Origin of the sequence: Paenibacillus sp. NRS-1782 (assembly GCF_050467685.1) — a bacterium.
Classification (GTDB): domain Bacteria; phylum Bacillota; class Bacilli; order Paenibacillales; family Paenibacillaceae; genus Paenibacillus; species Paenibacillus terrae_A.
This window is the reverse complement of the sequence record NZ_JBITPH010000026.1, coordinates 136466-162633: the sequence shown is the minus strand read 5'-3', so window position 1 is coordinate 162633 and position 26168 is coordinate 136466. Positions and strand designations below refer to the sequence as shown.

Annotated in this window: 23 protein-coding genes; 1 reads left to right on the top strand and 22 read right to left on the bottom strand. The window is 49.9% G+C overall.

Translation table 11 applies throughout. The features are described from left to right. Positions 1-48: 48 nt before the first annotated feature. The 17 genes from pknB to ACIFQM_RS11860 all read right to left on the bottom strand — a co-directional run bounded on the left by pknB (position 49) and on the right by ACIFQM_RS11860 (position 20531). On the bottom strand, positions 49-2325 hold the full coding sequence (gene pknB, locus ACIFQM_RS11940) for a Stk1 family PASTA domain-containing Ser/Thr kinase (protein ID WP_430042165.1): 2277 nt from the start codon (positions 2323-2325) through the stop codon (positions 49-51). Beyond that, on the bottom strand, positions 2322-3098 hold the full coding sequence (locus ACIFQM_RS11935; RefSeq protein ID WP_430042163.1) for a Stp1/IreP family PP2C-type Ser/Thr phosphatase: 777 nt from the start codon (positions 3096-3098) through the stop codon (positions 2322-2324). The genes pknB and ACIFQM_RS11935 overlap by 4 nt, the downstream gene beginning before the upstream one ends. A gap of 6 nt (positions 3099-3104) precedes the next feature. Next, positions 3105-4145, bottom strand: a complete 1041-nt coding sequence (gene rlmN, locus ACIFQM_RS11930; protein ID WP_430065615.1) for a 23S rRNA (adenine(2503)-C(2))-methyltransferase RlmN — start codon at positions 4143-4145, stop codon at positions 3105-3107. Next, positions 4126-4260, bottom strand: a complete 135-nt coding sequence (locus ACIFQM_RS11925; protein ID WP_430042161.1) for a hypothetical protein — start codon at positions 4258-4260, stop codon at positions 4126-4128. Before ACIFQM_RS11925 ends, rlmN begins: the two co-directional genes overlap by 20 nt. A 73-nt stretch (positions 4261-4333) precedes the next feature. Continuing rightward, positions 4334-5749 (bottom strand): 16S rRNA (cytosine(967)-C(5))-methyltransferase RsmB, encoded by a 1416-nt coding sequence (gene rsmB, locus ACIFQM_RS11920; RefSeq protein ID WP_430042159.1) that lies wholly within the window; start codon positions 5747-5749, stop codon positions 4334-4336. Then, positions 5746-6705 (bottom strand): methionyl-tRNA formyltransferase, encoded by a 960-nt coding sequence (gene fmt / locus ACIFQM_RS11915; protein ID WP_430042157.1) that lies wholly within the window; start codon positions 6703-6705, stop codon positions 5746-5748. Before fmt ends, rsmB begins: the two co-directional genes overlap by 4 nt. A 6-nt stretch (positions 6706-6711) precedes the next feature. Beyond that, complete coding sequence (def, locus tag ACIFQM_RS11910; protein ID WP_025684221.1) at positions 6712-7209, bottom strand: peptide deformylase; 498 nt, start codon at positions 7207-7209, stop codon at positions 6712-6714. A gap of 130 nt (positions 7210-7339) precedes the next feature. Further along, a complete protein-coding gene (gene priA, locus ACIFQM_RS11905; RefSeq protein ID WP_430042154.1) occupies positions 7340-9961 on the bottom strand; it encodes a primosomal protein N' in 2622 nt (873 codons plus the stop codon). Next, positions 9961-11274, bottom strand: a complete 1314-nt coding sequence (gene coaBC, locus ACIFQM_RS11900) for a bifunctional phosphopantothenoylcysteine decarboxylase/phosphopantothenate--cysteine ligase CoaBC (protein ID WP_430042151.1) — start codon at positions 11272-11274, stop codon at positions 9961-9963. The genes priA and coaBC overlap by 1 nt, the downstream gene beginning before the upstream one ends. A gap of 90 nt (positions 11275-11364) precedes the next feature. Beyond that, positions 11365-11568 carry a DNA-directed RNA polymerase subunit omega gene (gene rpoZ / locus ACIFQM_RS11895; protein ID WP_013310893.1) on the bottom strand — a complete coding sequence of 68 codons (204 nt, stop codon included), beginning with the start codon at positions 11566-11568 and terminating at the stop codon, positions 11365-11367. A gap of 119 nt (positions 11569-11687) precedes the next feature. Next, positions 11688-12260 carry a guanylate kinase gene (gmk, locus tag ACIFQM_RS11890; RefSeq protein ID WP_430042149.1) on the bottom strand — a complete coding sequence of 191 codons (573 nt, stop codon included), beginning with the start codon at positions 12258-12260 and terminating at the stop codon, positions 11688-11690. A 14-nt stretch (positions 12261-12274) separates the two neighbouring features. Beyond that, entirely contained in the window at positions 12275-12535 is a 261-nt protein-coding gene (gene remA, locus ACIFQM_RS11885) for an extracellular matrix/biofilm regulator RemA (RefSeq protein WP_005548256.1), read from the bottom strand. A gap of 56 nt (positions 12536-12591) precedes the next feature. Then, complete coding sequence (locus ACIFQM_RS11880) at positions 12592-13479, bottom strand: YicC/YloC family endoribonuclease (protein ID WP_430042147.1); 888 nt, start codon at positions 13477-13479, stop codon at positions 12592-12594. Positions 13480-13514: 35 nt separating this feature from the next. Then, positions 13515-15407 carry a bifunctional homocysteine S-methyltransferase/methylenetetrahydrofolate reductase gene (locus ACIFQM_RS11875; protein WP_430042145.1) on the bottom strand — a complete coding sequence of 631 codons (1893 nt, stop codon included), beginning with the start codon at positions 15405-15407 and terminating at the stop codon, positions 13515-13517. A gap of 153 nt (positions 15408-15560) precedes the next feature. After that, positions 15561-16589, bottom strand: a complete 1029-nt coding sequence (locus ACIFQM_RS11870) for a hypothetical protein (protein WP_430042243.1) — start codon at positions 16587-16589, stop codon at positions 15561-15563. Positions 16590-16782: 193 nt separating this feature from the next. After that, complete coding sequence (gene dapF / locus ACIFQM_RS11865; protein WP_430042143.1) at positions 16783-17616, bottom strand: diaminopimelate epimerase; 834 nt, start codon at positions 17614-17616, stop codon at positions 16783-16785. Between the two features lie 116 nt (positions 17617-17732). Further along, entirely contained in the window at positions 17733-20531 is a 2799-nt protein-coding gene (locus ACIFQM_RS11860) for a calcium-translocating P-type ATPase, SERCA-type (RefSeq protein ID WP_430042241.1), read from the bottom strand. A gap of 228 nt (positions 20532-20759) precedes the next feature. On the opposite strand from ACIFQM_RS11860, the gene ACIFQM_RS11855 reads away from it, so the two are divergent. Beyond that, positions 20760-22505, top strand: a complete 1746-nt coding sequence (locus tag ACIFQM_RS11855) for an Rqc2 family fibronectin-binding protein (protein ID WP_430042141.1) — start codon at positions 20760-20762, stop codon at positions 22503-22505. A 233-nt stretch (positions 22506-22738) separates the two neighbouring features. Here ACIFQM_RS11855 and ACIFQM_RS11850 read toward each other — a convergent pair whose 3' ends face one another. The 5 genes from ACIFQM_RS11850 to ACIFQM_RS11830 all read right to left on the bottom strand — a co-directional run bounded on the left by ACIFQM_RS11850 (position 22739) and on the right by ACIFQM_RS11830 (position 26166). Next, positions 22739-23608, bottom strand: coding sequence for a PHP domain-containing protein (locus tag ACIFQM_RS11850; protein ID WP_430042139.1), 870 nt, complete (start codon positions 23606-23608; stop codon positions 22739-22741). Beyond that, complete coding sequence (locus ACIFQM_RS11845; RefSeq protein WP_430042137.1) at positions 23608-24564, bottom strand: selenium metabolism-associated LysR family transcriptional regulator; 957 nt, start codon at positions 24562-24564, stop codon at positions 23608-23610. The genes ACIFQM_RS11850 and ACIFQM_RS11845 overlap by 1 nt, the downstream gene beginning before the upstream one ends. 194 nt (positions 24565-24758) lie before the next feature. Then, on the bottom strand, positions 24759-25196 hold the full coding sequence (locus ACIFQM_RS11840) for a hypothetical protein (protein ID WP_014282310.1): 438 nt from the start codon (positions 25194-25196) through the stop codon (positions 24759-24761). Positions 25197-25425: 229 nt separating this feature from the next. After that, a complete protein-coding gene (locus ACIFQM_RS11835; RefSeq protein ID WP_014282311.1) occupies positions 25426-25686 on the bottom strand; it encodes a YlbG family protein in 261 nt (86 codons plus the stop codon). A gap of 39 nt (positions 25687-25725) precedes the next feature. Beyond that, on the bottom strand, positions 25726-26166 hold the full coding sequence (locus ACIFQM_RS11830) for a YlbF family regulator (protein ID WP_430042135.1): 441 nt from the start codon (positions 26164-26166) through the stop codon (positions 25726-25728). Positions 26167-26168 lie beyond the last annotated feature (2 nt).

The following is a 26168-nucleotide window of genomic DNA, read 5'->3' as shown; positions in this document are numbered from 1 at the left end:
GGGATGGTGAAAACGAATAACGTATGGTAATACTGACCTCTGGCAAGATTACCGATGCTTTACAGCCTCAATGACTTCACCCTGTTTTTTGTGGAGGCCCTTTCCCTTACCTGGATGGTTTGTGTGTTTAGCAGCAAACTCACCACGCGCTAGGCCCGTAGAACCCGTTTCGGGGGCAAGAGCAGACGGTTCACCGTTACTATTGGTACCATCCTGATTGCTTGGGTCCCCCCCGGTATTACCATCATTTGAAGTATCCCCGCTATTCCCTGGTTCGCCACTGCCATTCTGTGAAGAAGTACCATCTGGCATATCTGTCGGTGTAGTACCAGCAGGCGGAGCGATTTGAGGCATCGTCACCGTGCCATTCTTTGCATCAATATAAGAAACGGGATACGTATCGACAAATTGTCCATCTCTGTATACAGAGACCACACTATCCTTGTTCGGAGCTAGCAACAGATTAATAGTGAACACTTGTGTCGTATTAATCGTACGGCTTCCCCATTCCTGATTTTCTCCGCGTGCATCCGTATAAGTAATACGAATCTTGCTGTTTTTACCCTCTTCCTTCGGCGCGACTGGCACATCAAATGGCAGCGTAATCGCTTCTGGCGGATAACCAGTGCTTACATAAAACGTAATTTCTGTATTTGGAGGCAAATCACTGCCAGCCTCTGACGGCCACTGCTTGGTTACTTTTCCTTTTTCCTGCTCATAGCTGAATTCCTCTTTAATCGAGCCAACCTTCAAGCCCGCCTTTTTGACCTCATTTTCTGCTTCCTTCTGTGTATGCCCGACCAGATCTGGCATTTTCACTGTAGCAGCGCCCTTGCTGACCGTCAGCACCACCTGTACCGTATCCTTATCAAAGGACTCATTCGCCGCCGGGGTCTGACTAAGGACGGTTCCTTCCGCCTTGTCACTGAACTGCTCATTCCGCTGAATCTGTGTCTCCTTAATTTGCTGGGAGGTCAACAGCTTGACAGCATCATCATAGCTCTGCCCTTTAACATCCGGCATCGGGGTAAGTGGCTTGGCAATCCCGACTTTCAGCTCAATTTCTGTTCCCTTCTTAACCACAGAATTCTCTGGATAGCTCTGATAGAAAACAATTCCAGGCGCAACCCCATCCTTATACTCACGCTTAATCGGATCCCTAATAACCAACCCGGACTTACTGATCAGCACTTTGGCCTGATCCTCGGTTTTGGTCAACACATTCGGCACTTCAACGTCAGGGACGACGAGCAAATTTTGCACATAGTACACTACGCCCCCCATGCAAAGAAGTAACACAAGCACCAGCGTTATCCATAAGATCGGCTTTTTTTTACTTTTTTTAGCCGTCTGCTTGCTCTGAGGCTTTTCAGAATTTCCAGATTGTGCAGGCACGTCGTCTCCATTGGAGGACATTCCCATTTGCTGAGGCTTAATAGCCGGAATAACCCGTGTTTGATCCTCATCGTCCAAATGTGTAAATTCCAGTTTGGATTCATTACGTCGTCCTGGCAACAGGCATGTCTCCAAATCTTTTAACATTTCATCCGCTGATTGATAACGTTCCTCCGGATTTTTGCGCATGGATTTTAAAATGACGTTTTCCACACTTTGCGGAATCAGCGGATTAATTTTGCGTGGTTCCTCAAACTCCTCTTGCAAATGCTTAAGTGCTACACTGATCGGGCTTTCCCCCAGAAAAGGGAGTTGCGCCGTCAGCATTTGGTATAAAACAATCCCAAGAGAATATAAGTCCGATTTCTCGCCGGTGACGATTCCCTTCGCATGCTCAGGTGAAAAGTAATGGACGGAGCCCACGACAGAGCCTGTCTGGGTAATCGTCGTTGACGTGACAGCTCTAGCAATCCCAAAATCGGTTACCTTAACCCGTCCGTTGCGCCCGATCAATATGTTATGCGGTTTAATGTCCCGGTGAATAATTTGATTTTGGTGAGCATGTTCCAGCGCATCACAAATTTGAGAAGCGATTCGTACCGCTTCATCCACTTGCAGCGGAGCACGTTCCTTAATGATTTCGTTCAGATTTTTGCCCTCCACGCACTCCATTACAATATAATGGATTTCATCCTCTTGGCCGACATCATAAATACTGACCACATTCGGATGGGAAAGCGAGGCCGCAGACTGCGCCTCACGCCGAAACCGGCGAATAAATTCATCATCATGAACAAATTGCTGACGCAGCACCTTGACCGCCACATTACGATTCAGCAAAATGTCTTGAGCCCTGTACACCAGCGCCATACCGCCGCCGCCGATACGCTCAATAATTTCGTATCTTCCCCCAAGCAGGTGCCCGATCATGCGTCACACCCCTTTTCACTCAACGAAACTGTGTCATCGGGCAATTCAAACAAAGCTACCGTGATGTTATCGTCGCCTCCGGCAAGCAGTGCCAGATGCAGCAGACGATCTGCTCGTTCCTCCAGAGGATTCTCGGCGGCACCTACTACTTTACTAATTTGCTCCTCTGTCACCAGATTGCTTAGCCCGTCGCTGCACAGTAACAGTACATCGCCTTTTTCCAGGGAAATGGAGTCCATATCCACCTGCACCTCGGAATCAGTACCCAGCGCCCGTGTTAACACATTGCGTCGAGGGTGGTTCTCCCGCTCTTCCTTGCTGATCTGGCCATTTTTGAATAACTCATTGACCAGCGTGTGATCTTCCGTAATCTGACGTACCGCCCCTTTAGAAATCACATAGGCACGGCTGTCCCCGATATGTCCGATAATCCCGGAGGCATCGTTAAGCAAAACGGCTACAACCGTTGTTCCCATATTATGATACTTGTCATCGTGGGCAGCCGTCTGGAAGATGACTTCATTAGCATGCAAAATAGCGTCGCTAAGCGCCGCTGTCAAAGAATGCGCGGATAACCCGCTCTCCAGCGTCACCAAATCAGCGGCAAGTGTCTCAACCGCAAGGCGGCTGGCCGTATCACCGGCCAAATGCCCCCCCATGCCATCGGCAACAATTCCAAGAATGTATCCCTGCTCCAAGTGCCTGATCCAGGCAGAATCCTCATTCACCGAACGTACACGTCCGACGTGGCTGACATGAACTGTTTTGATCAAATGGTCTCACCCCAACTCCATATGCTTTGCACGCAACTGGCCGCACGCAGCGGCGATATCATGACCCTGCTCGCGCCGGATCGTCACATTGACGCCTTTCTCGGCAAGAATGCGCTGGAAATTAAAAATATCGCTGCGCGATGTGCGCACATACTTGCGCTCAGGCACATGGTTAACTGGAATCAGGTTGACGTGGCACAGCATGTCCTTCAGCACGTCCGCCAGTTCTTCAGCATGTTCCGCCTGATCATTCACTCCACCAATCAAGGCATATTCAAACGAAATTCTCCGGGCTGTTTTAGCAAGATAGTAACGAAGCGATTCCATAACATCCTGAAAAGGATAACGCCGATTTACAGGCATCAGCTTGGAACGAAGCGCATCATTAGGCGCATGAATGGATATTGCCAGATTAATCTGGGTATCCTCGTCCGCAAATTTGTAAATATTCGGCACGATACCGCTGGTCGACACCGTGATGTGACGCTGACCAATATTCAGACCCTTTTCATGAATCATCGTACGCAAAAATGTCATGGTCGCTTCATAGTTTTCAAAAGGCTCACCCGAACCCATAATGACGATGCTGCTCACACGTTCATTCGTCTTATCCAAAATTTTCTGTGCCTGAACGACCTGCGCGGTAATTTCGCCGGCGGTCAGGTTACGTTTGAGTCCGCCAAGCGTCGAAGCGCAAAATGTACAGCCGATCCGGCAGCCCACTTGAGTCGTTACACAAATACTGTTTCCGTAATTGTGTCTCATAATAACTGTCTCGATAGCATGATCATCATGCAGACCAAACAGGAATTTTACCGTACCGTCCTTCGACTCCAGCTTTGTAATTTCATGAAGCGTCACAAAGCTGAACTGGTCCTCAAGCTTCTCTCTCAGCGACTTGGACAAATTCGTCATCTCACTGAAATCATTGACCCGCTTCACATACAGCCAATCAAAAATTTGTCCTCCGCGAAAAGCAGGCTCGCCATTACGCTTGGCCCAGTCCTGCAACTCCTCCAGAGTTAAATCATATATAAAAGGTTTCATCAATGTTTGCACCCGTTCCTTCTTCATTAAGTTCTGTTTCATTCTCACAGACAGTGTTTTTCATTCTTCCTATTTTAGCACAAATCCCTGAGGGGGTAAAAATTTTTCCTCCCAATGCAAAAACCGCCGGATGATGCCCGGCGGAATGTGGAAATGTTGGTGGTTGACTGCCTTCGGAATTCTTACGACTATTTCATCCGGCGTAAACGCGCGATATAAAATCCGTCGCTGTGAAAATGCTGTGGCAACAGCTGTATCGTGCCGCGCTGTGCATGATCCATGCCATCAGCTACGTCTGATAAGAAATGTCCCTCTGCCAGCTCATATTCGGGATGGTCACTTAAAAAACGGGTGATTTGCCCTTCATTTTCATCTGGTTCAATCGTGCATGTACTGTACACCAGAATACCGCCCGGCTTCAAAAGCCCGGCTACGCTGTCCAGCAGTTCATGCTGGAGCTGCGTGATGTCACGAACATCCTGGATAGTTTTACTCCAGCGCAAGTCAGGCTTGCGGCGGATCACTCCAAAACCGGAGCATGGCGCGTCCAGCAAGACGCGGTCAAATGATGCCGGAGCATAACGATTTTTCAGCTCAAGTGCGTCCCCGGTGACCGTTTCCACGGCATCCAGCCCTAGCCGATCTGCCTGTTCCTGGATTAGCCGATGTTTGTGAGCATGCAGATCGTTGGCGATAATCCGGCCCTGATCCTTCATTAACTCAGCCATATGAGCTGTTTTGCCGCCTGGAGCAGCGCAGCAATCCAGTACCAGCATATCCGGCTCAGGCGCAACCGCCTCGGCGACGAGCATGGAGCTTTCGTCCTGCACGGACAGCAAACCGTCTGTATACCAAGAAGTGAGCGCCATATTTCCGCCGCTGCGAACGACAATTCCGTAAGGGCTAACCCCCGATGGAACAGCATCCATCCCTTTCGCAAGCATCTCGTTCAAGAGTTGATCACGACTGGTCATTGTCGTATTCACCCGCACGCTGACCGCAGGTGGCTCATTATTAGCGCAGCAGATGGCTTCCGCAATATCCACACCGTATTGCTTAATCCAGCGCTTGACCAGCCACTGCGGATGGGAATGCTCCAATGCAATCCGTTCCTCGGCTGACAGCCCGTCCGGAATGCGCAGCTTGTCTGGCTCACGCAGCATGCTGCGCAACACGCCGTTGACCATCCCTGAAATCCCCTGGTGTCCGCGACGCTTGGCAATGGTCACTGCTTCACTAACGACTGCATGATCCGGAATCCGATCCAGATATACGATCTGATACACACTCATTCGCAGCAACGAACGTACCCAAGCCTGGAGCTTGGCCGTTCCTTTCTGAACAAACTTGTTGAGAAAATAATCCAGCGTATTCCGGCGTGCAACCGTACCATATACAAGTTCCGTGGCCAAGCCAGCGTCACTCGCGGACAAGCCCGCCTGTTGAAGCCGACGGTTCAGCTCAAGGTTGCTATATGCACCCTCCTGCTCAACTCCCGTCAGCACGTCCAACGCAACTTCCCTAGCCGTCTGGTTACGGGTCTTGCCTGCTCTTGCACCAGCGTCCCTGCCATGGCCTCCCTGACGGGAGTGACCGCCGCTCACCCGAGCACCGTGCCCAGCTTCATCTGACCGCCACGAGCAAAGTTCCCGGCTTCCATAACCTTCTTGCCTGCCGGCTGCACCTGTGTCAGCCAGAGCGTGCCCTTGCCCGTCTGCACCTCAATACCATGTGCAGTCAATTGCAGAACTGTCCCGGGTGCTGGAGCATTTGCACCAGCCGCTTCAATATGGATGGAAGGCTGCTCAGCCGCCCATATTTTAAAAACATTTTCTTCCCACAGCGTAAATGCACCTGAAAACGGAACCAGCCCGCGAATCCGGTTGTATATTTGTTGCGCACTGTCATTCCACGGAATACGCTCATCGTCGCGGTTCAGGTTCGGAGCATAGGTTGCCTCAGCATCGTTTTGCGGCGTACGACCCGATTGCCCTGCCAGCAGCTTGGGCAGCTCATCCTGTAAAAGCTTCGACCCAGCTATGCTCAGCTTCTCAAAAATCGTACCGGATGTATCCTCCGGTTCAATAGCAACCTCTACCCGGGATATCATATCGCCGGTATCCAGTCCTTCCGCCATATACATCAGTGTCACGCCCGTAACGGTTTCGCCGTTAATAATGGCACGCTGGATTGGCGCCCCTCCCCGATAACGGGGAAGCAGCGAACCATGTACATTAAGACAGCCGAAACGGGGCAAGTCCAATACGGATTTAGGCAAAATCTGCCCATAAGCCGCTGTCACGATCAGATCCGGACGCAGCTCCGCCACCTGAGCCACCGCATCCGGCTGGCGTAAGCGGGTTGGTTGAAGCACGGGCAACCCGCGCTTCTCCGCCGCTTCCTTGACTGGTGTAGGCGTTAATATTTTTTTCCGTCCCTGCGGCTTATCCGGCTGCGTAATGACACCTACTATATTATAGCCATTGTCCAGCAGCATGTTTAACGAAGGCACAGCGAAATCGGGCGTGCCCATAAAGACGATACGAATGTCCTGACTCATCGAACCTCACTCTCCTGTCTGACGGTTCGGTCCTGGCTGTTCCGGAGCAACCTCATATACTTTTTCCGCAATATCCGTAAATAAAACTCCGTTCAAATGGTCAATTTCATGTTGAAAAGCACGAGAAAGCAATCCTGTCGCTGTAACCGTAATCGCCTTACCCTCACGGTCCAGCCCCTTGACGGTAACCTTCTCGGCACGACGTACATCCCCATTTAACCCAGGAATACTCAAGCAGCCCTCAGCACCAAATTGCTCGCCTTCTTCGGACACAATTTCAGGGTTAATCATTTTAATTAAACCATGCTCATCCCCGGCATCCACAACGATTAGACGCTTCAAAATACCTACTTGTGGAGCAGCAAGGCCCACTCCCTCAGCTTCATACATGGTATCTGCCATATCGTCGAGCAGCTTTTGCACGTTAGGCGTAATTTTAGTAACTTCCTTTGCTACTTTGTGCAGTACATCATCCGGTTCCAACACTATAATTCTAATTGACATGACAATAGAACACCTTCCTCTTTATCCTTCATTTGAGCTTCGTCGTATTCACAACAAGCGCGACTGCTACATTATCCTATGTACGGACGGCTTGTCCGCATTAACTGTACCGAAAACTTTTGCGCATACGCTACATAAGCATTTGCGGATCGACATCCAGACTGACCAGCAGCTTTTGGGCCTGTGCGGATTCCGCCATTTCATCAGCTACCTGCTGGGCCAGACCAATTGCGTCTATATTTCCACGCCATTTTATCATACATTGAAATCGGTATCTATTCTTGATTCTCGAAATCGGTGAAGCCACGGGTCCCAAAATGTCAAGCACATCCGATGTAAGCCGGTCCATATTGCCCAACCAGCCCCTTTGTTTTGCCCTCCCCTGTAGAGTAGCTGAATAGTTCTCAGCCAATCGAACCAGTACCGGGAGCTGTTCATGAGAAAAAGTCACCAAAATGAGACGGCAATACGGTGGATAATGTAGATTACGGCGGTGTTTTAACTCTTCCCTGACAAAAGAACCGTAGTCGTGCCGACTCGCGTGAATAACCGAATAATGCTCCGGCGTATAGGTTTGCACGAACACTTCCCCAGGCAATTGATGCCTCCCGGCGCGTCCAGCTACCTGTGTTAACAACTGAAATGTCTTTTCAGCAGCCCGAAAATCCGGTAAATTAAGCGCCGAATCCGCAGTGATCACACCTACCAGCGTTACATCCGGAAAGTCCAGCCCTTTGGCAACCATTTGGGTGCCGAGCAGTACATCCGCTTTTTTATCACGAAATTGCTTGAGCAGCTTTTCATGGGCATTTTTCTCCGTCGTTGTATCGACGTCCATCCTCACGACACGTATACCGGGAAACAGCTTTGCCAGTTCCTCTTCCACTCGCTGAGTACCTGTGCCAAAGTAGCGAATATGCTCACTACCGCATTCCGGGCAAACCTGAGGCACGGACTCAGAATAACCGCAGTAATGGCAACGTAAATTGTTTGACCGCTGATGATATGTGAGCGAAATATCACAATGCGGGCAACCCGCCACATAACCGCAGCTACGGCACATGACGAACGTGGAATGTCCGCGCCGATTCAGCAGCAATACGGTCTGTTCCTTGCGCTCCAGCCGCTCTGCGATTCCGTTATGCAATGCGCGGCTGAACATGGAACGGTTACCAGCACGTAGTTCCTCGCGCATATCCATGATATGCACCTCGGGTAATGAGTTCCCTAGTGCGCGAGTCTGCATTTCAAGCAGCAACGGCGCAAACTCGTCATTGCTTTGCGAGCGGGCCGCGTAATAGCTCTCCAGCGACGGCGTAGCCGAGCCAAGAATAACCACAGCCCTATGCTGATGGGCTCTGCGTACAGCCACGTCACGCGCGTGGTATTTGGGTGTCTCTTCCTGCTTATAGGAGGTTTCATGCTCCTCATCCATAATAATAAGGCCAAGTTCACGAAAAGGCGCAAATACAGCCGAACGGGCGCCAATCGCCACCTTCACACGGCCTTCGCGTATTTTGCGCCACTCGTCGTAACGTTCGCCTCCGGACAGTCTGCTGTGCATCACCGCGACCTGATCACCAAAGCGACCTTTAAAACGCTCTACCATTTGCGGTGTTAACGATATTTCCGGAACAAGCACAATCGCCTGACGATTCTGCTCAATACAGCGTTGAATCGTCTGTAGATAAATTTCCGTTTTACCACTGCCCGTAACTCCATGCAGCAAATAAGCTCCTTGCTCACGCGTATCCAGCTGCCGGATGATCCGTTCATACACATATTGCTGCTCTTCGGTGAGCGGCAACGGCTTCGTAGGCTTGAAGTTTCTACCCCGATAAGGGTCGCGGAACACCTCTACATCCTCAAGCACCGCATAGCCCTTATCCTCCAGCGCCTTGACCGTTGCGGCTGATACACTGAGCGAGGTCATAACTTCCTTCAGCGGCAGGGGCAGAAACTCGCTACGTTCCAGCAAAAAAGCAAGTACCTCCCGCTGACGCTGCGCTTTGGCGGAAAACTGTTCCAGCGCCGCTGATGCCTCTTCTATGCCGATAGCCAAATCCACGGCCTTCATGGTCTTCTTGCCAAGCTTGTCCTTAATAACCTGACTCTCCTGAAGCACCCCCCGGCGCAACAGCGATTTAATAATCTCTGCTTCTTCGGGGAAACGGCGGCTTAGCTGCTGAAGCGGGACTTGCTCCTTCTCCTGAATAAAGCTGACAATCTGGCGTTCAGCCGGGTCACTCATACCATCGTCGGTCAGAAGAGCCCATTCGGGTTCTCCCCTCATATCCGGCCGCATGGCTCGATGTGTATCTGCATCTGAACTGTAATTCAAAACGTCAGCAGCAGGCAGATGATCTGTGAACTCATGCTGCTCAGCGATAGAAATATAACGTTCGGCCTTGCCCTTTAACGCTGTAGGAATCATCACTTGCAGCGCCATAATTTGATTACAGGCATAGCGTTCGCTTATCCATTTACCCAGTTCTACCAGATCCGGAGACAGGGGCGGTACCAAATCCAGCAGCTCCTGTATCGCCCTCATCCGATATTTCGGCGGCTCCTCGGCCGGTACTACCGAAATGACAAAAGCCTGCACCGTCCGTTTGCCGAACGGCACTGCAACCCGGCTACCCGGCTCAATCCATGGCCGCATCGACTCAGGAATCAGATAATCGAAAGTACGATCCGTATCCTTGGCGGGCACATCTACAATAACTTTGGCAACTAAATTGCCTATTTCCATTAATGCAACACCCCACCCATACGTCCAGCCGCTATCGTAAGGAGCTTACGCGCTACTTCTTCCTTTGACTGCATAGGAATACGTTCTACCATTCCGCCACGGTCATAAATGTGTACAGCGTTCGTATCGACGCCAAAGCCTGCACCGTCAGCGGTCACGTCGTTAGCTGCGAGAAGATCACAATTTTTTCGCTCCAGCTTATCCATGGCATACGTCTCCAGGTTCCCAGTTTCCGCAGCAAAGCCGATTAAAAATTGATGCTTCTTGCTCCGTCCAAGTGATTCCAGAATATCAACATTCTTCACTAACTCCAGCGTAAATGTACTATCCTTCTTCTTGATCTTGGTCAGTGCCACCTCACGCGGTCGATAGTCTGCAACCGCAGCAGCCATCACGACCAAATCGCTCTCTTCCCACTGTCTGAGCACAACGCTATACATGTCGTCAGCGGACTGAACTTTTTCAATCGAAATGCCCACAGGAGGCTCCGCGCTTGTATTAGCAGCAATCAAATGCACATCAGCACCCAACTCCTGAGCCACTTTTGCGATGGCAAAGCCCATTTTACCGGAAGAATCATTCGTTATATAACGTACCGGATCAATCCTCTCGATCGTGCCCCCAGCAGTTACAATCACTTTCTTGCCTGACAGCAGCCGTTCATCACCATTCAGCAGCGAACCTTGCGATTGTCCACCCGAATCCACAGCTTCTCCGCCAAACCAACGTGGCTCCTGTTTGTTGGTGACTCCCTTACTTTCCTGCTCTTGCTGTTCAAAATATCGTTCTACCGTTTGTACGATGGTTTCAGGCTCTTCCAGCCGCCCTTTGCCAACATAACCACAAGCCAGCAATCCTTCACCCGGTTCAATCATCATGACACCGCGGGATACGAGCGTCTCCATGTTTTGCATTACTGCGGGATGAGTATACATATGCACGTTCATAGCTGGTGCTACCATGACAGGTGCTGTCGTAGCCAGCAAAGTTGTGGACAGCATATCATCAGCGAGTCCATTCGCCATTTTCCCGATGATATTCGCGGTTGCAGGAGCAACCAGCACCAGATCTGCCTTGTCCGCCAGATGAATATGGGATACGACGGAAGGTTCTCTTTCATCAAACGTGTCACTGTATACCGGATTACGAGAGAGCGACTGAAGCGTAAGCTCGGTAATAAACTCCTTCGCGGATGCCGTCATAATGACATGAACCTCGGCTCCCTTTTGCGTTAGCTTACTACACAGCGCAGCCCCTTTATAAGCGGCAATTCCGCCGGTAATACCAAGAATAATAACTTTCCCCTTCAACATCGTTAACTCCCCCTGACCGAAAAAAATAACAACCTTGCGGTTGTCAAAGAAATTGGCATTGCGCCCGGTTATAATAATTGTCTATAATTCTTATTCGTCTTCGCCACTTTCAAGACGCAAATGATCCGCGTAGATCTCTTCCAACGCCACTCCAACTTGCTTGTGGGATTTAGGATTCTTGAGAGTCGTCTTCTCACCCTCGCGCAACTGTCTGGCACGGCGTGAAGCCGCTACAACCAACGAATACTTACTATCTGCCTTTTTCATCATTTCATCAATGGAAGGATACAGCACGAATAGACACCTCTTCATGTAGTTTTGGGACTATACAAGCTGAATTCCAGTGTACATTTCCGAGTTCAGCTTGTATAGTAATTTTCTCTTTAAGTACGCTTGGCATATATAGTCCTCGTTTATGGATGGACCTTACAATGTTCGGCGATAATAATGGATTCTATTCGTTTACAAGCGAAATCAATCTCATCATTGACAACCGCATAATCATAGTGACGCAACAGATTCATTTCATCCACAGCTACCGACATGCGGTGATCAATGGTTGCCTGAGTTTCTGTACCCCGTCCCCGAATCCGGTCCTTCAATTCATCCAGCGAAGGCGGAAGCAGGAAAATGAAAATGCCATCAGGAAATTTCTCCTTCACTTTGAGCGCTCCCTGAACCTCAATCTCCAGAAAAATATCTTTTCCCTGCGCAAGCGTCTGATCTACAAAATCACGTGGGGTGCCGTAATAGTTACCTACGTACTCTGCATGCTCCAGCAGCTCATCCCGTTCAATCATGTCCAAAAACTGTTCACGCGACTTAAAAAAGTAGTTAACTCCGTCCTGCTCACCCATGCGAGGCGTACGGGTTGTCGCGGAAACCGAGTATGTCAATTCCGGCAGTTTTTCACGCAGTGCGTTACCTACTGTTCCTTTGCCAACACCCGAAGGTCCAGATAATACAAATAATAATCCCTTAGCCATAGTACACTCCATTTTTATTCGTCATTGTCATCATCTTTGGTGGATAGTCGATGAGCGACCGTTTCCGGCTGCACCGCAGACAAGATCACATGATCACTGTCCGTTATAATAACAGCTCGTGTCCGGCGGCCATAGGTAGCGTCAATCAACATATGACGGTCCCTAGCTTCTTGTATAATCCGCTTGATCGGAGCAGACTCCGGACTGACGATGGAGATAATTCGGTTGGCCGACACGATATTGCCGAAGCCAATATTGATCAATTTGATTGCCATATTCAGGTCTTTCCCCCTATACATGTGACTATTGCAGCCGTGCCGCTACCAGGTAGCTACTCGATGTTTGCAGCCTGCTCACGAATTTTTTCCAGCTCTGCCTTCATCTCGACGACTAAATTAACTAAAGCAAGATGATTGGCCTTGGAGCCGATCGTGTTGACTTCCCTGTTCATTTCCTGGATTAAAAAATCTAATTTGCGACCGGCTGGCTCGTCCGACAGCAGCAATCCCCTGCATTGCCCAAAGTGACTTTGAAGCCGGGTAAGCTCCTCATCAATACTGCTGCGATCCGCGAATAAAGCAATCTCCATTCCGAACTTATGCTCATCAAGCGTAAATGAACCATCCTGAAGCTCAGTAAGTCTGTGTTTTAGCCTGTTGCGGTAGTCGCTCACAACATGAGGAGCCAGCACAGTCATTTCATGATGCAGGGACTCCAAACGCGAAATACGGGATTCCACATCCTGCGCCAAATGCCCGCCTTCTCGTCTTCTCATGTCCAGCAGTCCCTGCAATGCTTCATTCAGAGCTTGCTGAAGCTGCTCTCCCCAGCCCTCTTCGTCTCCATTGCAAGCCTCACCAGGCTCACCCAGAACGTCAGGCAGTGAAAGAATGTCGCTTATACCCAACGTTCCCTTCACGCCGTACCGATCCGCCAGCTGCTCCGCTGCATGCAAATAAGCCTGCACTACAGTGTCATTCAACCGTGCGGCGGGTATCTGTTCTTCATCACGTTCCATGTGAATAAAGACGTCGACACGGCCGCGCTTGATTTGCTGTTGAACCGTTCTTCTCAAGCCATCTTCATAACGAGTCCATTCGCGCGGAATCCTCATCATCACTTCGCAATAGCGGTGATTCACCGATTTCAGCTCCAAGCGCACTTTATAGCCTTCATAATGAAGGATGGCTTGACCGTATCCGGTCATACTCAATGACATCGGCATCACATCCATTATACTATTGTAATTGATTATTATAGTCGAAACAAGGGGGCCTGCACGCGGCCGGATTTTTGCCATACATAAGAAGTCAGCTCCGCCGTCATTTCGTAGAACATAAATGGAGTCATTAAATAGATACCGTTAAAATGCTCCATCGCCGTATCAAGCAGCTCCTTGGCAATGGTTACGCCCATCGCGCGGCCTTCTGCCCCCTCCAGACCAGACATACGTGCACGAACCTCGTCCGACAACTGAATGCCAGGTACCTCGTTGTGCAAGTACTCCGCATTGCGCCCGCTGGCCAACGGCATAATACCGATAAAAATCGGCACCTCCAAATGACGAGTCTGTTCCGCCATAGCTATAATCAGTTCGCGGTCGTAAACAGGCTGGGTCATAATGTAATCCGCACCGGAAGCAATTTTCTTCTCCAGCCGCTGCACAGCTTTACCCAAATGCTTGACATTGGGATTAAAGGCGGCACCCACCACAAAATTAGCTTTTTGCTTGAGTGGCTTTCCAGAAAAAGCGATACCGTCATTCAACTGCTTGATCATACGTATAATTTCAAAAGAAGTCATATCATACACCGAGCTGGCACCCGGCAAATCACCAAACCGCGCCGGATCTCCCGTAACGGCCAATACATGATCAATGCCTAGCGCATCAAAGCCCATCATATGGGACTGGGTACCAATCAGGTTACGGTCACGGCAGGCAATATGAATTAAGGGGCGCAAGCCCGTTTCAAGGCTCACCAGATGTCCAAGCGCCATATTACTCATGCGAGTAACTGCAAGTGAATTGTCTGCCAGCGTAAGCGCATCGGCCCCTGACGCTTTCAACGCCTGTGCCCCTTGCATGAACCGCGTAATGTCCAGATCGCGTGGAGGATCAAGCTCTACAATCACTGTATGCCGTTCCTTGACCAATTCCACAATGTTGGGTTCGCTGGCGTTTCTACCGTTGCCCCGTCCACCTTCACGTGCAAACTGTTCTGGCTCAGCCACAATGACTGGCGCATCTGTCCGTATCTCTCTCGGAGCCAGCGGAGGAGGCTGCAAACCATTCAAAGCTTTAGAAATCGCTGCGATATGCTCTGGTGTGGTGCCGCAGCAGCCACCGATGATTCTCGTACCCAGCTCTACGAAGGAAGCAGCGCATTCCCCAAAATATTCAGGCGACGCACCGTACACATAGTGACCATCCACATAATCCGCGAGACCCGCATTAGGATATACCGACAGCGGCACAGACAGCGGACCGTCCAGCTGCTCCATCACACTCATAATCCCCTGTGGGCCAGAGTGGCAGTTAAATCCGAGGATATCCGCCCCTTCATTTCGCAGCATCGTAAAAGCCTCCGCCACCGAAAATCCATCCTGTGTACGCCCTACCTGATCGACCGCAAACTGACAAATCACCGGGATATTACTATATTTACGTACACCTCGAAGGGCAATGCGCACTTCATCCAGCGAATAGAACGTTTCGCACAAAATGCCGTCCACCCCTTCAGAGAGAAGTGCATCAATCTGCTGATCATAGTTACGTGCCAGCTCTACCTTTGATATATTAAGCCGTTTGCCACCGCATATGGAGCCAACCGCACCCACCACATAATGCTCCGGGCCAGCCGCTGCTCTGGCAATTCTCACCCCGGCACGGTTAATTTCTTCCACCTTGGATTCCAGTCCGAATCGGGCCAGCTTATAATCGTTTGCAGAAAACGTATTGGTCTCCAGCAATCGTGCTCCCGCTTGTACATATTGACGATGCACATCTGATATGACGTCAGGCGACGTGATATTCAGCTCTTCGTAAGACGTATTTACCGGAAATCCAAGCTGATATAAAAAGGTTCCCATTGCGCCGTCTCCGACAATAATTTCACGATCCAGCACAGTACGCAAATCCGGTTTCATGTCCTCTTCTCCACCCCGCTCTTTATTTTCATACTAATGTAACATAAAGAGACTGCAAACATAAGCCAAAAACAAAAAAAGCCGCCCCACTCCCCATTATTATGCGATCAGGAGCGAAGCAACTTGACTCATCATTGCTATTTTCTATTACCTTTATTGCAATTTCCCATCAGCAGAATGAAGAGAAAATGCGTAAAAAGTTCCTTTTTTATTCATTTCACCCACAATAGAGGGCGTCCCCTTTTGTTTTTTGGAAAATGTATATGCATTCCCTTGGATTTCAACATTATAATCGGATAAGTTAATGTTAAATAACAGTTGGACCTTGGGCTTGGCCAGCTTCAAAGCTTCAGAGGCCGTATATTTAGGGCTGGTAAACGACTTTTTGAAATCCGCGTCATCGTTCCAGTCCACCCCAAAGGTTGATACAGCCAGCACTTTGCCGGTTACTGCGCCAATTTTGACCTCACTCGCCTCGTTTGCATCCTCAAACGACCAATAAGAAAGCCCCTTTGCCTCGTCCTTGTAACGTGAAGCATGCTGCACCGTGATACGCTGTCCGCTAACGCGCTTGAAGCTGTTCGCTGCACGGTTTAGCAACACAGGGTCCACCTGCTTCAGCGGGTAGTCGGCATTAATAGTGATGCTGTTGCCGCGATCCACATCAACGTACAACGAGGAAGCCTTTTCCCCTGCACCCCAGAATACCCAATAATTCGAAGGCTTGTTAGACTGGTAAGGGGATTTGACCCGCCAGAATGCCTCAAATTGCATAGGACGCTTGCTGTCAAACGCTTTGGCGCTGTTCAGCACTTTAGTTTTGAGTGGCGCATCCATCGCTTTTGCCAAGCTGCTTATTTTATATCGAACGGTTGTAGAACCCACTCTGTTTTTTTCCTTATTATATTCCGTCTGAAACGTAGCTGTTCCATCCTCTAGTTCGCCCTCGACAATCCAGGTTTTACCCATATCCGTCACATCGTCAAATTGAAACGGCGTCTTCGTACCGATGAGTTCTTGTACTGCCTTTTCCAAACGATTCACGACAGTAGGGGTTAGTGAGCCGACCTGCTTATCAGTCGTTTTTTCCGCAGTAGCAGGAACCGTCGCGGCCTGAGCCGGAAGCGCGGCGACTACAAATATAAGAGCTGCAAACGCTGAAATCCAACGAAATTTCCGCACCATGAACGGCCTCCTTATCGTTTTCTCATTTTCTATATTATACATGGTTCAGACGTCAAAAAAAGACAGAATGTTGCTTCATGCTCCGCATTTCCTTCATTTTATACAAAAAAAGGCGAAAAAAAGAAGACCCGCTGAGGTCTTCATCACACTTATCTCAAACTTCCTCTATCACATGCTGTATTCGCCTATTTCAGGACAAACGACCATCGTACACAATCTCAGCCGGCCCCGTCATATATACATGATTGTCATTCTCGTTCCATTCGATATCCAGATCGCCGCCCTTCAGGCTGACCATCGCGCGGCGGTCGCTGTATCCGTTCAATACAGACGCCACAAGCGTAGCACAGGCTCCGGTTCCACATGCCAACGTAGGCCCGGCTCCCCGCTCCCATACTCTCATGTCAATGTGGTCCCGGCTTCGTACCGTAGCGAACTCGACATTTGTTTTTCTAGGGAACAGCGGGTGGCATTCCAGCTTCGGCCCCCAGGCTTCCAGATCAAAGCCAGGTGCATCCTCAACATAAATGACACAGTGCGGATTGCCCATGGATACAGCTGTAAAACGAAAGCCGCTGCCTCCAGCTTCGATGGACTGGTTGATGACACTAGCCAGATCCAGCGTTGTTGGGATTTTCAAACCCTCCAGAATCGGTTCTCCCATATCCACCTTCACTTGACGTACAAGTCCGTCCACTACGGTCAATTCAACCTGCTGCACACCTGCACCCAGCGTCTCAATCGTAATCTGCTCACGACTGATATGCTTGCGGTCATACACATATTTGGCTGCACAACGGATGGCATTTCCGCATTGCTCCGCCTCCGAGCCGTCTGAGTTGATGATGCGCATGCAGAAATCGGCTTTTTCAGATGGCAATATGTATACCAGACCGTCAGCGCCGACACCAAAATGTCGGTCACACAGCCGAACAGCCAATTCCGAAGCGTCAGGCGGCAATTCCTGATACCCAAACCAAACGATAAAATCATTACCCAATCCGTGCATTTTTGTGAATTCCATAGCTTCCCCCCGCCGTTGCTGCTAATCTCATGCTCCTTATGAAGCTTCGGTTCCATGATAGCATACGGGGCACAAAGGGAAAAGTGATGCAAGTATGTCTGTCCCGAGCAGGAAGTTTACGCTGAAAATTTCGTGCGTCCCGGAGCAAAGCGCGTATGTCCGCCACGACGACGGTTGCGTCTACCGCCCCATACGCTTCCCGCCCCCATCAGGAAGGTCGGAATACCGGCAGCGACAATGGAAAGCGCCCATTCGCGGAAGCCGAGTGGTACCGTTTTGAAAATAGGTTGCAGTACAGGTACGTACATAACCACTAGCATCAGTACTACCGAGGACAGTACGGCAAGTACGAGGTAGCTATTTTGAAACGGATTACGATGGAAAATAGAACGGGAGCTGCGGCAATCGAACACATGAATGAGCTGTGCCAGTACCAATGTGGCGAAGGCAACTGATTGTGCCTTGACCAGTTGTGCTGCGTCATCAGGCGCAATACGCAGCGTCAGCCAGAAAGCCGCAAGCGTACATAAGCCGATCAGTAGGCCACGACTAATGATTTTCCAGCCGAGACGACGGGCAAAAATATTTTCCTTCGCGCCGCGTGGCTTGTGCTCCATGAGATCCTTTTCCGGCTGATCCACACCCAGAGCCATCGCGGGAAGCCCGTCAGTTACCAGGTTCACCCATAAAATCTGAATCGGAAGCAACGGCAATGGCAGACCGGCCATCATCGCGAAAAACATCGTCAAAATTTCACCGACATTGGAGGCAAGCAGATAACGGATAAATTTACGAATATTTTCGTAAATATTTCGCCCTTCCTCAATCGCTGCTACAATCGTCGAGAAATTATCGTCGCTGAGCACGAGCGCAGCCGCTTCCTTGGTCACATCCGTTCCTGTGATGCCCATCGCAATACCGATATCCGACGCCTTGATCGCTGGCGCGTCATTCACGCCATCTCCAGTCATGGCTACCACATGCCCGCGTCTTTGCAGCGATTTAACAATCCGCAGCTTATGCTCCGGGGATACCCGCGCATATACGGAGACCATGTCTACTGCTTTGTCCAGCGCCGCATCATCCATCACAGATAGCTGCTGTCCGGTCAGCACATGCGAGCCGCGCTGAAAAATGCCTAACTGCTGCGCAATGGCCTCGGCTGTGGTACCGTGATCTCCCGTAATCATCACGGTGCGGATGCCAGCGCGGCGGCACTTGCTAATAGCTTCGCGGGCCTCGCGGCGTGGCGGATCAATCATACCCGTAAGGCCGATGAAGATGAGCTGATTCTCAGCCTCTTCCACCGAGACGACACGCTCATGCGAGCGGATATCCCGGTAAGCGACACTCAGTACACGGAGTGCCTCCGAGGCCATTCCTTCGTTGGCTGCCAGCACCTTTTGGCGCAGCGTACCCGTCAGTGGAACGACATTTCCTTCCCATAAAATGTAGGAGCATTGACCTAACAACACATCCGGTGCGCCTTTGGCAAAGACGATATGCCCTCCCTGATGCCGTACAAGTACAGACATCCGTTTCCGCTCCGAGTCAAAAGGAAATTCGCGTTCTCGTGTATACAGCTCATACAGCCCTTGACGCGTAACCCCGCCCTTGGCGGCTAACGTGACAAGCGCCCCCTCCGTCGGGTCGCCTTTCAGCTCCCAAACAGCAGTCTGCGTCGCCTCCTTGGCTTTCTTTTTCGAACGCAGCTCATCCATGTCGGCTTGAACAATTTCTGCATTGTTGCACAGCACGCTGGCTTGCAGCAGTCTGCGAAGTGATTGTCCATTTTTGAGATCCGCAGGAGTATCCCTGTCCATAATATGTCCGTGCGGGTCATAGCCCTCTCCCGTTACTCCCCAGAAGCGACCGTCCACCCAAAGCTTGGTGACCGTCATTTTGTTCTGGGTCAGCGTACCTGTTTTGTCAGAGCAAATGACAGACGCACATCCGAGCGTTTCAACCGAAGGCAGTTTTCGCACAATCGCCTTGCGTTTGATCATACGCTGCACGCCCAAGGCGAGCGCAATCGTCACAATGGCAGGCAAGCCTTCCGGTATAGCTGCTACAGCCAAGCTCACCCCGGCCAGGAACATACTCATCGCTGGCTGTCCATGCAGGATACCTGCTACGACGACAAGCACTGTTAACGCCAGTGCTACGATGATCAGAATTTTGCCCAGTTGGTCCAGTCTGTGCTGTAATGGGGTTTCCTGAGACTCCGTATTTTGGATCAAGTCTGCGATTTTGCCCATTTCTGTGTTCATGCCTGTACGAATAACAACTCCCTGAGCTGTACCTCTGGTCACCATGGTGCCCATAAAGCCGATGTTCTTTTGATCTCCCAGCGGTACCTCGGCAGCATGAATAGGACGGCAATGCTTGCTCACTGGAACCGATTCGCCAGTCAGGGCGGATTCCTCCACATTGCAGCCATTCGTGCTCAGCCATCTTATATCTGCGGGAATACGATCGCCGCTTTCCAATAGCACGATATCACCCGGTACCAGCTCTCTGGCCTGAATCTGAATCCGTTTGCCTGCCCGCAGTACTTTAGCGGTCGGAGCGGACAGCTGCTTCAAAGCTCGAAGCGAACGTTCCGCTCTAAACTCCTGCACAAAACCAAGAATTCCATTCAGCACAACAATAGCAATAATGGTGATCGCATCCAGATATTCGCCAAGCAGGCCGGATATCAGTGTGGCTCCCATCAGTACGAGCATCATAAAATCCTTGAACTGGTTTAGCAGCAGCAGGATCGGCGAGACACGCTTCCCCTCGCTCAGCTCATTCCATCCTGACCTTTCTCTTCTTTCCGCAAGCTGTTCCTCCGAAAGACCCTGCTTCGGGTCAACTTCCAGGCTTGTTGAAAGCTGTTCATTGCTTAATTGGTGCCAGTGTGCTTGTTCCATTCTCCCCAATTCCCTCCCGGTCAGATAGTCCGTTTCCGTCGGTAGTGCGTAGGATGGCTGCCCGTAATTGCGTTTTTGTGCCACGAATGCTGATAAGCTGGACAGACTTTCTAGATTCAATCTATTCGGACAGGACCTGAAATATCACAATGCCGCTTAAGTTTTGTCCCAAAGTTATGTATCATAGAAGGAAGGCAAAAATATTTGCTTCAAAGGAGAACAGACATTATGGCATTGGACGGAATCGTAACCCGCGCTATCGTACACGGGCTGCAAGGCATCCGGGGTGGGCGCATCAATAAAATACATCAGCCGAACGATCACGATATCTTACTGAATCTGCGTGCTCAAGGTGGGAGCGTCAAGCTGCTGCTGTCGGCCAACCCGACATTCCCGCGTGTACATTTTACAGAACAAAGCTTTCTCAATCCGACGGAGGCCCCTATGTTCTGTATGCTGCTTCGCAAGTATTGCGAAGGTGGTATCATCGAGAAAATTACCCAGGTGGGTATGGAGCGTATTATTCACATGGATGTGCGTCAGCGCGATGAGCTGGGGGATATTTCACTCAAGCGAATTATCATTGAGCTGATGGGCAGACACAGCAACATTATTTTGCTTGACCCGGAAACAGGCGTTATGCTGGACGGCATCCATCATGTCACACCGTCTATCAGCAGCTATCGGATCATCATGCCCGGCTTTCAATACACGGAGCCTCCTGAACAAAATAAGCTGAATCCGCTGGAAACGGAAGAAACAGCTTTTGCATCCTCATATCAGACAGCTATCGAAGCCGAAGAAGCTCCCAAACGCTGGATCGTGAACACCTTTACTGGACTGAGTCCCCTTATTGCCGAGGAGATGCTGACCCGAGTTTCCAACGAAGCACCCGCTGAGGATTATCGTCCGCTGTGGAATACCTTTACTCACATCATGGATGACGTGCGGAATCATCGTTTTCAGCCGGTATCCGGTCTGAACGCACAGGGAAAAGTGATATTTTCTGCCATTCCCCTCACGTTGATTCAAGGAGAGCGCAAAGAATACACTACGATCAGTGAGTGCATGGAGGACTTTTTCGGTGAAAAAGCAGAACGGGATACGGTCAAGCAAAAGGTCAGTGACCTGCTGCGCTTCCTGCAAAATGAACGGAGCAAAAACGTAAAAAAACTCGACCATCTGCATCAGGATTTAGCTGAGGCGGAGGACGCCGATCAATTTCGCATTTACGGGGAGCTGCTGTTCGCTTCGCTGCATGAAGTGAAAAAGGGCGACAAGGAAGTGACGCTCACTAACTTTTATGATGAAGAGCAGCGTCTGATGACCATCCCGCTGGACCCGTTGCTGGGCCCATCAGATAATGCGCAACGGTACTTCAAAAAGTACAATAAATATAAAAACAGCCTGGCTGTCATTGATGAACAACTGGAGAAAACACACGAAGAAATTCGGTATATGGACAATCTCCTACAGCAACTAGCTCATGCCTCCATGAACGACATTGAGGAAATACGTGAGGAACTGGTTCAGCAAGGCTATCTCCGAGATCGGGTCAAAAAAGGGAAGAAAAAGAAGAAAACGGACCATCCAACCCTACACGTATATACATCATCCGAAGGCATCGAGCTGCTGGTCGGCAAAAACAACTTACAGAACGAATATGTGACGAACCGACTCGCCGGGCCTAATGACACGTGGCTGCATACAAAGGATATTCCGGGGTCACACGTCGTTATTCGCGCCGAGCAATTCGGAGACACAACGCTGGAGGAAGCAGCTCAGCTCGCTGCCTATTTCAGCCAGGCCAAACAATCCAGCAGCGTGCCCGTAGACGCCACCTTGATCCGGCATGTTCGCAAGCCTAGCGGAGCCAAGCCCGGCTTTGTTATCTACGATCATCAACGTACGCTCTTTATCACACCAGACGAGGAACTGGTCAAAAAGCTGCCAAATCGCATCAAAAACGGCTGAGCCGCACTAGCACAATTTTGTAAACAAGTATGCATTCAGGAACGCCCGCCGCGAAGCACAGCATAGCGGACAAGTCCCTTGCATCCACTTAAAGCCCCTTACCTTGTGCAAAGCCACACTTCATGTGTGCAGACACAATACAAGGGGCTATTTGTGTTTCCTATCGTCATTCTGTGATACATTTTCATATATGTGCAATAGCAGCTCATCTTTGCGTAAAAGCTCTACACTCCTTACTTTTGTCCAACAGCAGCCTTTCTCAACTCCTCAACGACCTGACTCTCCACACTACGGCTGCCCAGATCACCGTGAAAAATAACGCCTTGGCGTGCACCATGAAAATCCGAGCCACCAGTCGGGATCAGCCCGTAGTGTGCCGCCATTGCGGCATATCGACTCTCAGCCGCATCGTCATGGTCTGAATGTCGCACCTCCAAGCCCGCAGGCTTCGCCTCCTCTACAATGGAGCGAACCAGCTCATCATTGCCATACAATCCAGGGTGAGCCACCACCGGTACCCCTGCTGCTTCCCGAATCCAGCTTATGGCCTCCGCAGGCTCCACTCGGGGCACAGATACATAACCGGGCGCTCCCTCTGCCAAATAACGGTCAAACGCATCCCTCATATCCTTCGCATAGCCTTTTTGCACCATCGTATCCGCCATATGCGGACGTCCAATGCTTTCATCCGGCGCCAGCGGTCTGCCCATCGTAGCTACCACCTCACCCAGTGTGATTTCCACACCCAGGCTACGCAGCCGACTTAAAATCAGATCATTGCGGGTATCCCTCGCCTGACGCAGCTTTTCCAACCGTTCCAAAAAAACCTCATTACGGTAATCCATAAAATAACCGAGTATATGAATATCCTTACCGCCTGCCCGTGTGCTAATTTCCACACCCGGCACCACTGTAATACCTAATCTCTGTCCTTCCTCAAGAGCTTCCTCCAGCCCAGCTACCGTATCATGATCCGTAATTGCAACCCCTGCCAGTCCTTTTTCCTTGGCCCAACGCACATTGTCCGCTGGTGGCTGCATTCCGTCAGATGCCTGAGTGTGAGTGTGCAAATCGTATCGTCCCGAATTCGTCTGCTCCTCCATTACGCATTCTCCTCCTCTTTCATCTCTGCAAGCTCGTCCACCGTATCCCCGGACACGTTCGTTCCCTGATCATGACGACGCAAGAATGACAGAAAGGTCACCACCGGAATCGGCAATAGCGCTGATTTCAGATGAATAGCATAAAACTCGCGTTTAAAGGTGATATCGGTAATATTTACGATTTTCAGCAATCCGAGTGCAACCTCGTGCTTCACCGAAGAAGGCGATAGCATCGTAATACCTAATCCAGCCTCAACCGCCGATTTGACCGCTCCAGTGCTGCCCATCTCCATAACGATGGAAAGTCGGGACGCATCAACACCACGGCTTTTCAGCTCATCCTCTATCACCTGCCTTGTACCTGACCCCTTTTCTCTTGCTACAAAAGGATGCTTAAACACGTCCTCCAGAACTACCTTTTTGGCCTTGGCCAGTACATGATCCGAAGGAACAATCAGCTTCAGCTCATCCTGCATAACGGGCTCCACCACGATATCCGGGTGTTGAACCGGTGCTTCAATCAGCCCTAAATTCAATTGATGCTTTAAAATATCATCCATAATTTGAGTCGTATTCATTACGTTCATTGCCATGCGTATATGAGGGTACTCCTGACCAAACGGCCCCAACATTCTCGGCACAATGTACTCGCCAATCGTAAGACTTGCGCCAATATGTAATCTCCCCTCCAGCATGTGAGTAAAAGCAGACATCGCCTCATCAGCTTCCCGAATTAGCTGCATGCTTTTTTTCGCAAAAGGCAGCAGTGTCGCTCCTGCCTCCGACAGCTCGATTTTTTTGGTAGATCGATGCAGTAGCTTCGTACCAAAATAATCTTCCAAAGACTGAATTTGCATCGTCACGGCAGGTTGCGTCATATGCAGCGCTTGCGCCGCTGCGGAGAAGCTCCCCCGCTCCGCTACCGTATAAAAAATATGCAGCTGATGAAAGTTCATACTGACAGCCCTCTCCCCTCTCTGATCTCCTTATTTTAACATAAGAAAAACATCTGTCGAAGGATTCCCAAGAAAACAGACCTAAATTAGTGGATTTTTATTATAGATTTTATAATAAAAAAAGTATGCAGCTGATTCCTGCATACTTCTAATAGATAAGGTACTGAGCGACATCCCTTCCGCCAAATCAACGTCTATTTCCGTTTGCGGGTGCTTTTCATCAGTGTCATACGCCGCGAATGGCGCAGCCAAGAATAGTATGACTTCAAATCCCGCAGTTCAATGGTCTCTGACATCCGTCCCAAAAAGGTGATCACAATCATTTTGTGGAGCGGGTTACCCGCAATATCCATTTCGCCAGGCAACTCACCAAATTCGGCCACGACGACCAGGTCACCATCAATTAAATATACATCCTCTTCATTGTGATAATAGGACTCCATCCTGTTTTGCTTCAGGCATTCCCAAAGCCAGGCGGCGATATGATTCGTTTCGGACTGTTTCTGTTCTATACGGTCTAAGTAGCGTGTTTGCGCATGATTTGTAATCACAATATCGGCGACCTTCTTGTCGCCCATCTCTACGTAGAACGGTTCGTATGTACTCCATCGCTGCATTGCCTTGTCACGCACGGGATCACTCTCCCCACCAGATAGGTCTTTATATCTACCAATATATTCATATGTTACCTCAACAGACCCGGGACTACAAGTTACAAAATTGAAGTTTATCGCTAATTTTTAAAGATTATTTTAGGTCTATCAGCATTAAGGCTATTATGCAAAAGTCCTGACTTGATAAAAAAAAGCCAGCCCATAGGCTGACTTTTTAATAAAACTTGAAAAATAACACCTTTAAAAATTATATTTCATACTCTTTTAATTTTTCCTTATCGTCGTTATACTCCGTCCTTATCTCATTTCGGAAGGAGCGTTCGACCTTGCGTACATAGGAAAGCCTGCGAATATTTTTAACGGTATCCTCTGCCCGATCCGCATTCATGTAAATGACAACATAATGCATACGCCTCGAAATATAGTGGACATTCCCGTATTTCTCCAAATTGCGGGCAGCCTTGATATCGCTTACCCAAATGATGTACCCTGTCCGCTCGGCAAACATTCGCTTCATCTCCCCTCCATTCGATATCATCCCTATGGCCTATCCGCAGGAGCACTTGCCTCCGCTACCGCAGCCACCCTTTTTCACATTCGGATCATTGCTCGGCACCTTAATGGTGTCGGACACAGAATAAGCAATCGTTTCGGACATGGCATGGAGCATATCATCCAACGCCCTTTCTGCCCGTTTGAACTCCTGAACCTCCTGAAATTGTTCAAGCTCCAGTTCAACGAGCTGCACTGCATCCTTCGCTTCATGAAAGTTTGGGTGAAAATGCCCAAAGCGTTCTGTTTCCGCGAACAGCTCCTTTTTGGCATTCAGCTTGCGCACACACGCCTGAATCGACGGATTCAATTCCACACGCTGTTTCCAATATAAATAATCCGATACCTCAAAGGACCGGTTGACCATATCGCCCAATTCATAGGCGTTAATAAGCACTTCTGCCATATTGACCGTATTCAATTCGGCTACGCTCATGA